We start from the raw sequence: 14,691 nt of genomic DNA, 5'->3' as shown, positions 1-14,691 counted from the left end.
TCTAATCACGACTCCTCTACAAAACGAATTTGTTCCTTTTCAAGAGACGCAATCCGCGCCAATGAATAAATTGGATACCCTGTTTTCTCAAGAAGCGAACGACCTTGCTGGAATGACTTCTCGATCACGATACCGATACCAATCACTTCCACCTCCGCTTGTTCTGCTACTTCCAGTAAACCAAGGACAGCCTGCCCATTCGCTAAAAAATCATCAATCAACAAGATTTTATCCCCTTTCATGAGGAAATTTTTCGATACGGAAATATCATTTGTTTCTTTTTTCGTGAAGGAATAGACGCTACTCGTGTATAGATTATCCGTTAGCGTCAATGATTTTTTCTTCCTTGCAAAAACGACCGGGACACCAAGTTCAAGCCCCGTAAAAACGGCTGGAGCAATCCCTGAGGACTCAATCGTTACAATTTTTGTAATGCCTAGATTTTGAAAACGGTCCGCAAACGCTTTTCCAATGGCCTGCATTAAAACCGGATCAATTTGATGATTCAAAAAAGAATCCACTTTCAGGACATTTCCCGGTAAAACCGTCCCTCGTGTTTTGATTTGTTCTTCCAATAATTTCACAGTTTGTGACCCCTCTCTTGATTTAAAAATGTGGAAACGAAAAAACGCCCACCACTCATACTATGATGAGAAGTAGACGTAAACAAGGCGGCAAGAAGCGCCACCTTTTCTTTTAAACGTTACTCTCACTCATAGTCCAATTATTTACGGTAATTGGGTAGAAACTTGCTGTCCATATTACAGCCGATTATATAAGTGAATTTCTGCAATGTATAGAATAATTGCTACATCGTTCTATACAGCCCTTGTTATTCCATCATTATAGCTTTCTGCTAATCAATGGTCAACCTTATTTTCGAATGAAAACGCCATCATGCCTCATTTAATTTATAAATGAAGTCATAACGATCATTTAACAACTGGATCAGGTAATCTGGATTCAAGCCTTCCCCTGTCGTATCTCGCAATATAGCTAGCGGTTTTTTGAGCATACCATACTGATGCACGTTCTCCGTCAGCCACGCACGAATGACCGAATAATCATCGCTCGCCAAAATCTCCGAAACGTTCGGAATCTCTTTAGAAAGCGTCGCAAAAAGCTGAGCGGCATACATGTACCCTAACGCGTAAGAAGGGAAGTAGCCGAAATCCCCACCAGACCAATGGACATCTTGTAAAATACCATCCGCATCGTTTTCTGGACGAACGCCTAAATACTCTTCATATTTATCATTCCAAGCATCGCGCAACGCATCCACACCGATTTCACCATTCATAATCGCCTTTTCAAGTTCATAACGAATCATGATATGCAGTGGGTATGTCAACGTATCCGCCTCAATCCGGACGAGCGAGCTTTCCGAAATATTCACCGCACGATAAAATTCCGCTACAGAAACATCATCAAAAGCAGGCGCCGTGATCTCTTGGAAGTCCTTATAATTACTCTGCCAAAATTCGAAACTCGAACCGAGAATAATTTCATAAAATAACGACTGTGACTCATGAATTCCCATCGAAGCCCCGTTTGCAAGTGGTGTTCCTGCCAATTTCGAACTAATATTCTGTTCATAAATGGCATGACCGCCTTCATGAATAATACCGAACACCGCCATTTTAAAATTCGCTTCGTCGTATCGCGTCGTAATCCGCACATCCCCAATATTTAAGCCCGTTGCAAACGGATGTATCGTGTCATCTAAACGTCCAGCATCAAAGTCAAAGCCCATTTTCTTCAAGATTCGCAAGCTAAATGCTTTTTGCTGTTCCTTTGAGACTTTTTTATGCAGTAGCGTTGCATCCGGCTGATAACTCGCCGCCTCCACTCTTTTACGCAACGCAATAATCGCCTCACGCAGTTTCGCAAAAACTTCATCTAGCACAGCAACCGTTATGCCCGGCTCATATTGATCTAGCAACGTATCATAAGGATTATCCTGATACCCCCAATATTCGACAAACTTGCGCTTACTCGCGATAATCTTCTCTAAATATGGTTTGAATAGCTCATAATCATTGTTGGCACGAGCTGTCGCCCAAGTTGTTTCTGCCTGCGCCACTAGTTTTGTATACGCCTCGTATTCCTTCGCTGGAATTTTCTTATTTAAATCATACTCTTTTTTGCACTCCTCCAAAGAGCGACGCGTGACATCCGATAAATTTTCCTTTTGTACCCATAGCCCAGCGATAAAAGCCGCCATTTCCTCGGAAACCTTCATTTTGAAAATTTCACCACTAAGTGTACCAATCACTTCCGAGCGTCCTTCTGCCCCTTTTTCCGGTGCGCCTGTTCGCAGGTCCCAATAAACTAAGCTAAGCGCCTCTTCAAACGCACTAATTTTCTTCACATAATCCAAAAATTCTTGTTCTAGTTCTTGTAAACTCTCCGACATCCTGATTCCCCGCTTTCCTTAATCTCTGCGTGGCGGTCTTGGTCCCCAGTATTGGTACAAATCCGTCCGCAAATAACCGTTATATAGTTTGCGTTTCTTCGTCGCTCGTTTTGCATACACTTCCTCAAACATTTCATAACTCGTCAACACGTATACAGACCAAGTCGGCATATTCCGGTACACCGCACGCATTTCGCGATATAACTCTCGCACCGATTCCTCATCTTCCAAGCGCTCACCATAAGGCGGATTCGCAACAATGACACCGTACTCTTTTTCCGTTGTAAAATCAGCCACTTGCATTTGCTTAAATTCAATTACATCAGAAAGCCCCGCCTCAAACGCATTCTGCTCCGAAATCTCAATCATCCGATGGTCAATATCCGTCCCGACAATGTCGAGTGGCTGGTCATCATTGGCTTCACTTGCCGCCTCCGCACGTGCCTGTTTCCAAATATCCGCAGACATCCAGTCCCACGTTTCACACACGAAATCACGACGAAGTCCCGGCGCTATATTCCGACCAATCCAAGCTGCCTCAATCGGAATCGTTCCCGAACCACATACCGGATCATAAAACGGTCGATCCGGGTGCCAACTTGTAAGTAGGACTAAAGCCGCCGCCATTGTTTCCTTCAGCGGTGCCCCACCTTGACCCACACGATATCCACGCTTATGTAATCCAGCCCCACTCGTATCAAGCGTTATCGTCACTTCATCTTTCAAAATAGACACTTCAAGCTTAAAAAGTGCTCCCGATTCCATAAGTCGTCCCTGTCTGCGGTACTTTTCGCTCAGTCGACTGACAATCGCTTTTTTCGTGATCGCCTGACAATTTGGCACACTGAACAACGTCGATTTGACAGACTTCCCAGCAACTGGGAAATTCGCATCTAGTGGCAATAAATCCTCCCAAGGTAGCGCTTTTGTTTGTTCAAATAAATCATCAAATGTAGTCGCTGTAAAACGCCCCACCACAATTTTCACACGATCCGCCACACGGAGCCAAAGATTAGCCCTCGCAATCGCCATCTCGTCTCCTTTAAAATACACTTTTCCATTGTCCACTTCGCACTCATAACCAAGGCGTCGCACTTCTTTTGCCACAATCGCCTCAAGTCCAGCCGCAGCTGTTGCTACTAACTCAAATTCCCTCATAATCGCCATCCTCACCTTACTTAATATCTAAAAAAAGAGCCATTCCAAAAGACACACGTCCTAGTCACACATAGTGCACTAGCTATGGCATCTCTTAATATAAGAAATTCGCCATACGTCCGACTTTGAAACAGCCCTCACTTTTTTAATTCATCCTGATAATAGCGTTTTGTAAGCCATGTTCTGTACTTCTGTGATTACAGGATCACACAAAAGTGGTAATTATCTATCTGCACGTAGCGTTTAAACTACATACCTCGTCCCTCGTTGTTATTCCTCGGGAAAAGTGCCCCTACCAATATTTGGGTTTCTCGCTCGTGGGGTTTACCTCGTTCCACTTCCACCATTTCTGATGAAACTTCGTCACTGTGGCACTTTCAAGGTTCGAACACCATATCCGAAGACTTAGGTGCGTCACCTGCCGTCAAACCGGATAAACCGGAGTGCCCTGGCTTATTGTTTGGCCAGGCACGATCACTACGGGCATTTCAGCGCCGTGCGAGCATGGACTTTCCTCTGTTTTCATAGGGAAAACAGCAATTACCCAAACGCTATCAAGCTCCCAGCGTGCCAACCAACATTCATTGCCGTCGTTCGCTCAAACAATGCCATAGGATTTGAGCATCCGTCGGCATGCTAGCGACTCGTCGAGAAATTGGCGAAAATGATTTTTTCTGGTGCGCTGGAATTTCATTATCGTTCTTGATGAACCTCAACTATTCTACCATGTTTACTGGTTACCGTCCAGCTTATTTCCGAAAACGTGTTTTTCAAGATTGCTCAGACGTTTTAAAATGTCGAAATTTGTTGTTCCTGCAGGCTGTGCTGCTTGCTGGAATGTTGGAGCTACAACGGCTTTTGGTGCATCTTCTAATTCGGCACGCAAGCGCAGGTTCTCTTGTTGTAATGCCTCAATTTCTTGGGAAAAAGTACTATAATCATTAATTACTTTATCTAGAAATTCATCGACGTCTTCTGGATTATAGCCACGTAGTCCAGTTTTAAATTCTTTTTCTAAAATCTCTTTACCAGTCAAATTATATTCAAATTGTTCAGAAGCCATTTAACTTCACCTCTACATCTAGTTTCGTCTATCCTAACTTTTCCGTTACATAACTCCATTTTTTCAAAGTTCTTGTCATTTGTCAATTTATAATCCCTCATTCGTCCAAAAAAGTACATCAAAAATCAGCATGCAAGGAATCGACAACCTCTTGTAACTCATAGAAATCAACCAAAAAAATCGGATAATCCCCATTTTCAGCATAGTGCTTTGCCTTTTCATAAAAGAACTTTGGCGCACCTTCTCGCTCCGTATCATACACCAATAACGCCCCATCCGTATGATCCATCACAAACTGATCCTTCAATTGAAACTGTCTCGGGTTCTCATATTCCCGCTTCGTGACAGCAGCCACATAATCCGCTGCACCTACGATTTCATTATACCACAGCTGATTTCCCTCATTCCAATTACTCTCCTGATTCAAAAACGGTGTTAAAACGGCTAATTTCAAAGCGTAGTCCTCTTTTTTGAGATCCATAACCACTTCTCCCGCCCAAAGCTCTACACCCATTTGACCCGAAATAATAACCCACTCCAACCCATCGTCCATTAACCCAACAAGGCGCCGTTTAATTGCTTCTTTAATAAACCCAGCTTCCGGCGCATCTCGCTTAAAGATACCTAACTCAAAATTTTTGTAGCCAGAAACAAATAGCGATTTCATGGCGCCTTCTCCATCACTCGTTTTAAAGTATAATCTACGGACTGATAGTGATCATTAAAATGCTTGTAGAACGATTTCCCGTTGAACGCACTGACCGCAATCATCTGGATATTATCTGCTACTTGCTGTAGTTGCGATTCGCCCAGATAGGTTGGCCGCGCAGTTCTCACCCACGGAATAACAAGCGAAAGCCACAAATCACATGTCTCTTTCACCCCATCGACAAACGGCTTCATATCTTTATAAAAGTCAAACGTCTGCTGTTCCGCCTGATTGGCCAAGTAAAGTTCCCAAATAGCCTCATTATGTCGCAACATTACCAACGTCACATCCTGTATTTCACTCATAAAAAACCAATTCCTTCTATATAAAAGTATAGACTCAGCATACCATATTTCATGGGAATAACCTACTTTTCGCATTAAAATGGTATTATAAACGACGGAGAAATAGCAAAGACGAAAAAAAAAATTGATTTTTTTACGAATCGTTCAATTGGATGCGAAGGTACGTTCTATCTTGGTTTTCGTCCTCCTTCGCTCTCCTGATAAAAGGAGCCTAGGCAGATTTCCCCTATCATTTTCATTTTTATTTGTTATAATAGATGTTAGTCCAAAATTAAGAATGGCTAGTTCTGCCGTTCTATCGATTAAAGAGGTGAAGAATAGATGGCCATACGATATCCGAACGGAAAAAAGTATCAGCCGAATGACCTTTTAACCTCCACCACACAAAAAAAGACGGTTTCCTATGGAAAACGCGGTATGTCTCTTGAGCAAGACCTCAATGATACGAACGCGTACTACCTAACCCACGAGCTTGCCGTTATCCACAAGAAGCCCACCCCTGTACAAATTGTTGGTGTCGATTATCCAAAAAGAAGTAGCGCCAAAATAAAAGAAGCCTATTTCAAAACGCCATCTACCACGGACTATAATGGTGTTTATCAAGGAAAGTATATTGACTTTGAAGCAAAGGAGACTAAAAATACTAGCTCGTTTCCTCTTAGTAACTTTCATCAACATCAGCTAACACATATGGAAGGCGTCTTAAAACAAAACGGTATCGTTTTTGTTATTATCGCTTTTCAAACACTTGGTGAGGTCTACTTCATCCGTTTCGAACATTTTCAACCTTTTGGCAACGAATGCTCGATGGCGGGAGAAAATCAGTGACACTCCAAGAATTAAGGCAAGTATCAGACCTGATTCCTTATGGTCTAAATCCGAGATTAGACTATTTAAACATCATTAGGAAATATTATTTTTAAGCTAGTCTAACTCAACATTAAAGGAGAGAAATTTTCTATGGCAGATAAACCGCAGACAAGATCTCAGTATCGCAATAGCCAAGCAAAACAACCTGAGACGCAAAAATCAACTGGGAAAGGCCGTCGTATCACTGGCAATGTTGTTAAAGTGGTATTTTTCACAGCGCTATTCCTTGCATTTGCAGGTATTGCTAGTGGCGCAACCGCTTTTTATTCGTATGCAAAAGAAGCGCCCAAACTGACAGATTCCAAATTGCGTGACCCCCTTTCATCTAAGATTCTAGATAAAAACGGGGACGTTTATGCAGAAATCGGTACAGAACGCCGGGAATATATTGAGTATAAAGATATCCCAAAACAGCTAGAAAATGCTGTACTATCAACGGAGGACTCCCGCTTTTATGAGCATAATGGGATGGATCCTATCCGACTTGCAAGTGCCGCAGTTGGTAATATCACTGGTGGCTTTGGTTCACAAGGAGCAAGTACACTAACACAGCAAATCATCAAAATGTCCTACCTTGATTACACGAACAAGACGCTAGATCGTAAAGCACAAGAAGCGTGGATGGCCGTTCAACTGGAACAAAAATATAGCAAGCATGAACTACTCGAAATCTACATTAACAAAGTATATTTATCAGATGGCATCCATGGTATGGAGACCGCCGCTGAACATTATTACGGCAAAAAACTAAAAGACTTGAATTTAGCACAAACAGCATTAATCGCTGGTATGCCTCAAAGTCCTAACCGTTTTAATCCATTTGAAAACCCAGATTTAGCAAAAAAACGTCGTGACATCGTGCTGACTCTGATGTATAACAATGACAAAATTTCTAAATCAGAGATGGAAGCCGCACAATCTGTTGCTATTGCAGATGGTTTAGTAGATGAAGCTACTCGCAAGCAAAAAACATACGCGTACGATACGTATGTCGATCAAGTTATTAATGAAATTGGTGACAAATACAACCCATTTTCAGACGGACTAACCATTTATACTGCGCTTGATCCAAGTGCACAGAAATACACAGAAAAAATGTTGAACACAGATGACGTGATTAACTACCCAGATAAGAAATTCCAAGCTGGAGTTGTTGTCATGGATACAGAAACAGGGCGTATTCAAGCGCTTGGCGGCGGCCGTGAAACAGGTGATAAGAAAATTTCTCGTGGGCTAAACCGCGCAACAGATATTAAACGCCAACCTGGTTCTACGATGAAACCAATTTTAGGATATGCCCCAGCCATCGAATATTTAGATTGGTCTACTGCGCATATTTTAGATGACGCCCCGTATCAATATTCAAGTGGTCAAGAACTGCGAAACTACGATTCTAGCTACTTAGGTGAGATTTCAATGCGCCAGGCCCTTTATAAATCCCGAAACGTCCCAGCCGTGAAGGCTTCCAAAGAAGTTGGCTACGATCGTGCTCGTGATTTTGCGAATAATCTTGGTTTGAACTATAAAGAAGTATACGAATCAACCGTTATTGGTAGTGGTGAAGCTTCGCCTGTTCAAATGGCTGGTGCTTTTGCAGCTTTTGGTAATGGTGGTGTCTATAACAAGCCTCATACAATCACGAAAATCGTCCTTTCCGATGGCGAAACAGAAATCAACATGGAGCCAGAGTCTGTTGTAGCCATGAAGGCATCGACGGCTACATGATTAGTGACATGCTAAAAGATGTCTTAACCCAAGGAACTGGTACACGTGCAAATATCCCTGGCTGGAACATTGCTGGTAAAACTGGTACTACAAACTACGACGAAAATGTACGTATCAAGAATGGTATTCCAAGCGATGGTACCCCAGATTCATGGTTTGTTGGTTACTCTCCTCGCTATACCGTTTCCATTTGGACAGGGTATGATGAGCCGAATAAATACTATCTATCACCAAGCGAGACACGCATCGCGGCTTACATGTTTAAAGCAACGATGGAGCATCTTGTCTCTGGTGAGAAAAATCCAGACTTCAAGAAACCTAGCAATGTAAATGAGATTCCAATTCTAATTGGATCAAACCCAATTACACGTGCCCCATCCGGCTCTAGCGGTAGCAATGTTTCCTACGAATTGTTCTTAGATGGCACAATTCCAACGAAATCATCCGCTGCTGAGAAGAAAAAAGATACAACCGAAGATAAAACGGATGCGGAAAAAGCAGCAGAAGAGGCTGCAAAGAAAGCCGCTGAAGAAAAAGCGAAAAAAGATAAAGAGCAAACTGACAAAGCGAAGCAAGAAGAAGCTACCCGAAAAGCTGCAGAACAACAGGCGGAACAAACAGCATTACAAGCTCCTGTTGGGTTAACAGGTTCCTATAATGGAACGAATCAAACAATCTCTGCAAGTTGGGCTTCAAACGGCCCGGGTGTCACCTACGACGTCAGCGTAAATGGACAGACTCAGAACTATGGAGTCACTTCGATTACCGTGAGGGGGGGCTCACCCGGCTCAAGTGTGGTGATTATGGTCGTACCAGTGAAAGATGGAAAACGCGGCTCGCCAGCAACGACCACCATTATCATTCCACCTGATCAGGATCAGCAAACCCCATCAAACGGCGGAACAAATGATGGGACGCAAAATGATACAACACCAACTCAATAGATGACAAAAACAAACTAAAAATAAGCAGGAATCATTGTATAAAGCCATTTAAGAAGTGGCGTATACAAGATTCCTGCTTATTTTCCGTTTTGAGAGCCTTTTGTCCAGCCATGTTGTTTTTTGTCTTGAAACATATAAAAAACGCATTTGTCGACCGCGGCGATTTGGAGAAACGGACAGGATTTTGCATGAAATACAGTTTTTCTACGGTCCGAAACGCGTTTCTACAGGCCTTTTAAAACCAATTTCCGCTGTTCCTGTACAAGTTCATTTAGCTGTTTAAAAGCAGGATAACCGTCCGGTCGCTTCATAATAAAGGCTAGGCGCTCCTGCAAGTTCATCGGCACAAGATCCAGTGTCTCAATATAAGCATCCAATCGGTCTAACTGTACAGGGCGTCTATTACTCCAAAACAACATAGATAGATAAATGCCTATCCCATCACAAATAATCGCCATATCCGGCGTCTCACGTAGCTTAAACGCAGCGTCTAGCTCTTGCGCAATATTCTTCCACTGCTTGGCTAACCGTCGGCAAGCTTGCTCTGGATCCGTATGCCACGGCATTTCCCCACGCCCACGCGTATAAAATAGCTGTTCTTGCCAAAATGGTAAACCCGATACAAAAATCGACGCAGCGTCCACTTCTTCTACAGCAACATGTGGCGTCCTAAATAAAGGGTGTTCTAATTCTTTCGCATACTGAAAATCAACCATCAAAACCTCTCGCTTTCGCTTGTTTTTTACCCTCTCGGCAAAGGTATAATAAAGGACAAGTAGAACATTCTGGTTTTTTTGCTTTGCAATGATACCTACCAAAAAAGATCATATCATGATGGGCATCCGACCACATCTCTTTTGGTAGTTTGCGCATCAGCGTATTTTCGACTTCCGCCACAGAATCTTTCCAACGGCAGATCCCAAGTCGTTTAGAGACACGCTCTACATGCGTATCGACGGCGATAGCAGGCACGCCAAACCCAACGGAGAGCACAACATTCGCTGTTTTTCGCCCCACACCTGGTAAACTCTCTAACTCTGCATGCGTTTCTGGTACTCTGCCACCGAACTCATCACGAATCTTACGGGACAGCGCTTGAATATTCTTCGCCTTGTTGCGATATAAACCAATCGAGCGGATATCATTTTCTAGTTCTTCTAACTGCACTTGAATGTAATCTTCTGGTTCCTGATATTTTTCAAAAAGTGAAGCAGTCACACGGTTTACTAAAACATCGGTACATTGTGCGGAAAGAACAACGGCAACAAGTAATTCAAATGTATTCTTATGCACGAGTTCACAGTGGGCGGCTGGAAACATTTCTGCCATTTTCTCGATGCACATCACGGTTTCTTTATTTGTTAACATGTCTTCACCCTTTTCTCTTATCTAGCCAATCATAGAGCGGAATCGAGTTTTCGCTCTTTTTCACGCGCGTTGTATTACTTTTATCCGCGGTATTCGTTGCCACCTGCTCATGAAAAGCCGTGGATGCAGCACGGGCTTGTTCTGGTGTTTTAATATTTTTACGATTCCAGTTTAACAAAATGCGGTCCATATAACGGAAGCTCAATTTTTGGGAAATGACAGCTTCTTTGAGCGCTTCACGAATCAATTCCGGGCTATTATGATCTTGATCTACCCAAGCAGAGAGCATTTCTGCTTCCATCGGTGAGAGCGGACGCCCAAATTCTTGTTCAAATTGCGAGTACAAGCTCATCTGCTCCGTTTCCCGCGACTGCATTTTCTTTTCTTCATGCAGGTTTTCGAAAAAGATCATCAGTTTTTCCCAAAGCGGATCAAGCGTATAGCTTTCTGTGAAAACCTGCTCCCCTTCCTTTTGCTGTTTAATTCTTAGAAACTGTTTGTTGACAAGCGCTTGTATAATTCGAAAAGCCTGTTCTGTGCCAAGTGTCGTACGCCCAGCAATCTCTTCCATCGATGGAAAATAGATTCCTTTCTCAAGAAATGATTGAAGCTGTAAAACGACAACAAATTCTTGTTCGTTCATTCCAATTTTAGCGTAGTTCTCAACCAGCACTTGTGGTAGCGTAACATTTCCGGCAGCTAACCATTTTTGCATTATTTTATTATCCATCACGAAACACCTCATTAGAAATTATACCATGAAAAATGAATGAATCGCGATGAAAAAAACTTTTTTTGGGAGATTTTTAGTGATTTTAGCGCTGTAAGATGAGATTTAACGCAAAAAGAACCCGAGTAATCGCTTTTTCGTGTAAAAGGAAATAGCGGTTACTCGGGTTTGTATTGTTACGCATATTTGCCGGATGATAGAGCTTAACAGGAAGCAACATAGTAAGTCTGCATCCTACTTCAGCGCCTCTGGGTCTAGCTTTTCAGAGCCAGACAAGCCGTTTTCGCTTTAGCATCACGGGTATAATCTGTTTAGTAATCTTGGGAATGGGATGGTTTCACGGACATGTTCGGTTCCTGAAATCCAAGCAACCGTACGTTCCAGTCCTAAGCCAAATCCTGAGTGTGGTACCGATCCGTAACGTGCTAAATCTAGGTACCAACTATAGGCTTCCAAATCTAAACCAAAGTCTTTCATACGCGCTTCCAGTACAGGCAGTTCATGAATACGCTCCGATCCACCGATAATTTCACCATATCCTTCTGGAGCAATCAAATCAGCACATAATACCACTTCACTGTTATCCGGATCTTCCGGCATGTAAAAAGGCTTAATTGCTTTTGGATAATGCGTAATAAATACCGGTTTTTCAAAGTTGTCAGCAATAGCTGTTTCATGAGGAGCTCCGAAATCGTCTCCCCATTCAATATCTTCGAATCCTAATTTCTTGAGCAAGGTGATTGCTTCTGTATACGTGATTCTTGGGAACGGCGCTACCATTTTCTCAAGATGAGACACGTCACGACCCAAGCGATCTAATTCTAAGCGACAGTTCTTCAGTACCGCAGATACTAAAAATGCCACGTAGTTTTCTTGTACTTTCAAACTATCTTCTAGTTTATAAAAGGCCATTTCTGGTTCGATCATCCAAAACTCAATCAAATGACGACGTGTTTTAGATTTCTCTGCCCGGAAAGTTGGACCGAATGAGAAAACTTTTCCAAAAGCCATCGCTGCTGCTTCCATATACAACTGGCCACTTTGTGATAAAAAGGCATCCTCTTCAAAATATTTCGTATGGAATAATTCTGTTGTACCTTCTGGAGCACTGCCAGTCAGGATTGGTGGGTCAATTTTTAAGAAGCCTTCTTGGTTGAAAAACTCATAGGTTGCGCGGATAATTTCATTACGAATCTTCATAATCGCGTGCTGCCGATTAGAGCGCAGCCATAGGTGACGATGATCCATCAAAAACTCTGTACCGTGCTCTTTTGGGGTAATCGGGTAATCTACAGATTCACTGATAACTTCAACACCCGTTACCGCCATCTCATAGCCAAACGGAGAGCGTGTGTCCTCACGAATAATCCCTGTAACGTACAGACTTGTTTCTTGAGACACGCTTTTTGCGGTTTGGAAAAGTTCTTCGCCGACTTCTTCTTTCACGACCACACCTTGCATAAAACCAGTACCATCGCGTAATTGTAAGAAAGCAATTTTACCACTGGAACGTTTATTGCTCAGCCAACCGCCAATCTTTACCTCTTTATCCACATAATTTGCTGCTTGATTAATCGTAATTTGCATGTTTACACTCCCTAATTTTTCATAAAATCGTTTATTCTGTTCAGTGCTTGTTCAAATAGCGCTGGGTCTGTTGCGTAGGAAATTCGGATATAGTCCGGCATTCCAAAACCTGAGCCCGGAACAACCGCAACGAAGGCATCATCTAACAAGCTTTTTGCAAAAGCATCCACATCTGCAAAACCTTTCATTTGTGCGGCTTCGGCCACATCGATGAAGAAGTAGAAAGCACCGCTTGGCTTCTTCGGTTTAAAACCTGGAATGGATTCCAAAATCGGATAAAAACGCTCCATTCGCTCCTCAAACGCTTGGTACATCGTTTCTGGGACCGCTTGCTCCCCATTGTAAGCTTCCATCGCGCCATATTGTGCATTCGCGGTTGGATTACTCGTCATATGATCCGCTAACCTTCCCATGCTAGCAATGATCGGTTCAGCCGCTGCTGCATAACCAATCCGCCAGCCAGTCATTGCGTAAGCTTTCGATACGCCGTTAATGACAATCGTTAGTTGATACAGCGCATCACTCAACGACGCGATGGACACGAGTTCCTTTTTATCACCATAATATAATTTTTCGTAAATTTCATCGGAAACGACATAGATTCCATGTTTTTCCGCTACTTTCCCAATCGCAACGAGCTCTGCTTTGGAATAGGTCATCCCCGTTGGATTGTTCGGAGAATTCAGCACGATCGCCCGTGTTTTTGACGTCACTGCCTTTTCAAAATCAGCAGCTGTGATTTTAAAATCCGCCTCAAAACCAGTCTCAACAAAAATCGGTACACCACCAGCAAGCTTGATCTGCTCTGGATACGTCACCCAGTAAGGGACAGGTACGATTACTTCATCACCAGGATTCAAAATAGCCTGAAACGCACAATACAAGACATGTTTGGCACCCGTTCCAACAAAAATTTGGTTTGGCTTATACGCCAAATCTTGATCTTGTTGTAACTTGCCAATAATCGCCTGCTTTAATTCTGGTATTCCGGTTGTTGCCGTGTACTTCGTAAATCCTTTGTTCATCGAATCCACAGCGGCATCAATGATATTCTGCGGGGTATTGAAGTCCGGTTCCCCGGCTCCAAGCCCAATCACATCTACTCCAGCTTGCTTCATCTCTCTTGCTTTCGCTGTAATCGCAAGTGTAGGCGATGCAGCAATTTCTTGGACTCGTTTCGATAGCGGTAGGTCCATGCACGTTCCCTCCTAATTTTAAAAAATCTTATAAATTCTCAATTGCTCGGTACCATTCACCTGTTTCAAAATCCAAATCGTAATAGTTTAAGTTGTTCGCCTTATCCAAATACGAAACTTCCCAAATCGGTACCCCTTTATCCATACCAAGTGTCACATTTAGAATCTTTACCGGATTCTTTTCTTGCTTCACTTTTGCAATTGCATCTTCTTTTGAAATACCATCGGCTGCGTATTTGACAACTACGGTTCCCTTCTTACTCTTTGGAACCCACGCAATAATATTTTTGCCTTTACTATTCTTACCAGTCAGTACGTAATAAACACCGTTCGCACCGTTATACAGATAAAAATCCTTCTGCTCTTTCAAATCCACCTTACCGTCAATGCGGGCAAGCGCCGTCTCCTTATCCGTGCGAATTGGCTTCTGGGCACTGTAGAAAAAGATAAAGAACCCTGCCACCACAACGATAACTGCTGCTATGCTGATCCAAATCCATTTCCAGTAACTTCTCTGATTACGATTTCGCAAAATATCTACTCTCATTTCTATTAGCTTTTATGCTGTGTTCGCCCATTTCAGGCATAGCTTTATTATAGCAATACGAACGCCATATTTG

12 protein-coding genes, 1 other RNA gene, 2 pseudogenes and 1 riboswitch are annotated in these 14,691 nt (G+C 42.7%); of the genes and pseudogenes, 2 read left to right on the top strand and 13 right to left on the bottom strand.

Annotation, left to right across the window (positions count from 1 at the left end; translation table 11 throughout):
- Positions 1 to 5: 5 nt before the first annotated feature.
- The 7 genes from PGRAN_RS01390 to PGRAN_RS01365 form a co-directional block, all read right to left on the bottom strand.
- The gene (locus PGRAN_RS01390) at positions 6 to 584 is read right to left on the bottom strand and encodes a xanthine phosphoribosyltransferase (RefSeq protein ID WP_036064450.1); all 579 of its coding nucleotides are present in this window, start codon (positions 582 to 584) and stop codon (positions 6 to 8) included.
- A 112-nt stretch (positions 585 to 696) separates the two neighbouring features.
- A riboswitch (purine riboswitch) is annotated at positions 697 to 799 on the bottom strand.
- Between the two features lie 96 nt (positions 800 to 895).
- Positions 896 to 2,416, bottom strand: coding sequence for a carboxypeptidase M32 (locus PGRAN_RS01385; RefSeq protein WP_036064448.1), 1,521 nt, complete (start codon positions 2,414 to 2,416; stop codon positions 896 to 898).
- 18 nt (positions 2,417 to 2,434) lie between these two features.
- A complete protein-coding gene (locus PGRAN_RS01380; protein ID WP_036065209.1) occupies positions 2,435 to 3,574 on the bottom strand; it encodes a THUMP domain-containing class I SAM-dependent RNA methyltransferase in 1,140 nt (379 codons plus the stop codon).
- Positions 3,575 to 3,741: 167 nt separating this feature from the next.
- Positions 3,742 to 4,126: RNase P RNA component class B (rnpB, locus tag PGRAN_RS15970), an RNA gene on the bottom strand.
- A 178-nt stretch (positions 4,127 to 4,304) separates the two neighbouring features.
- Positions 4,305 to 4,637: a cell division regulator GpsB gene (gpsB, locus tag PGRAN_RS01375; RefSeq protein WP_036064446.1), complete on the bottom strand. Its 333-nt coding sequence runs from the start codon at positions 4,635 to 4,637 to the stop codon at positions 4,305 to 4,307.
- Between the two features lie 118 nt (positions 4,638 to 4,755).
- Complete coding sequence (locus PGRAN_RS01370; RefSeq protein WP_036064443.1) at positions 4,756 to 5,304, bottom strand: SLOG family protein; 549 nt, start codon at positions 5,302 to 5,304, stop codon at positions 4,756 to 4,758.
- Positions 5,301 to 5,651, bottom strand: coding sequence for a YppE family protein (locus tag PGRAN_RS01365; protein WP_036064441.1), 351 nt, complete (start codon positions 5,649 to 5,651; stop codon positions 5,301 to 5,303). Before PGRAN_RS01365 ends, PGRAN_RS01370 begins: the two co-directional genes overlap by 4 nt.
- A 321-nt stretch (positions 5,652 to 5,972) precedes the next feature.
- On the opposite strand from PGRAN_RS01365, the pseudogene recU reads away from it, so the two are divergent.
- Both recU and PGRAN_RS17555 read left to right on the top strand, forming a co-directional pair.
- Positions 5,973 to 6,574: pseudogene (recU, locus tag PGRAN_RS01360) on the top strand (Holliday junction resolvase RecU).
- A gap of 37 nt (positions 6,575 to 6,611) precedes the next feature.
- Positions 6,612 to 9,190, top strand: a pseudogene (locus PGRAN_RS17555) (transglycosylase domain-containing protein).
- 224 nt (positions 9,191 to 9,414) lie between these two features.
- Here PGRAN_RS17555 and PGRAN_RS01350 read toward each other — a convergent pair.
- From PGRAN_RS01350 to PGRAN_RS01325, 6 genes are all read right to left on the bottom strand, one after another.
- Positions 9,415 to 9,906 (bottom strand): YpoC family protein, encoded by a 492-nt coding sequence (locus PGRAN_RS01350; protein ID WP_036064439.1) that lies wholly within the window; start codon positions 9,904 to 9,906, stop codon positions 9,415 to 9,417.
- Positions 9,899 to 10,558: an endonuclease III gene (nth, locus tag PGRAN_RS01345; protein WP_036064436.1), complete on the bottom strand. Its 660-nt coding sequence runs from the start codon at positions 10,556 to 10,558 to the stop codon at positions 9,899 to 9,901. Before nth ends, PGRAN_RS01350 begins: the two co-directional genes overlap by 8 nt.
- A gap of 4 nt (positions 10,559 to 10,562) precedes the next feature.
- A complete protein-coding gene (locus PGRAN_RS01340) occupies positions 10,563 to 11,288 on the bottom strand; it encodes a DnaD domain-containing protein (RefSeq protein WP_036064435.1) in 726 nt (241 codons plus the stop codon).
- A 294-nt stretch (positions 11,289 to 11,582) separates the two neighbouring features.
- Positions 11,583 to 12,875, bottom strand: a complete 1,293-nt coding sequence (gene asnS, locus PGRAN_RS01335; protein WP_036064434.1) for an asparagine--tRNA ligase — start codon at positions 12,873 to 12,875, stop codon at positions 11,583 to 11,585.
- An 11-nt stretch (positions 12,876 to 12,886) separates the two neighbouring features.
- On the bottom strand, positions 12,887 to 14,071 hold the full coding sequence (locus tag PGRAN_RS01330; RefSeq protein ID WP_036064433.1) for a pyridoxal phosphate-dependent aminotransferase: 1,185 nt from the start codon (positions 14,069 to 14,071) through the stop codon (positions 12,887 to 12,889).
- Between the two features lie 28 nt (positions 14,072 to 14,099).
- Positions 14,100 to 14,618 (bottom strand): cell wall elongation regulator TseB-like domain-containing protein, encoded by a 519-nt coding sequence (locus tag PGRAN_RS01325; RefSeq protein WP_077914549.1) that lies wholly within the window; start codon positions 14,616 to 14,618, stop codon positions 14,100 to 14,102.
- Positions 14,619 to 14,691 lie beyond the last annotated feature (73 nt).

Origin of the sequence: Listeria grandensis FSL F6-0971, assembly GCF_000525835.1 — a bacterium.
In the GTDB taxonomy this organism is placed as follows: domain Bacteria; phylum Bacillota; class Bacilli; order Lactobacillales; family Listeriaceae; genus Listeria_A; species Listeria_A grandensis.
Note: the sequence above shows the minus strand (reverse complement) of the source record. Positions and strands in the feature narration are given on the sequence as shown.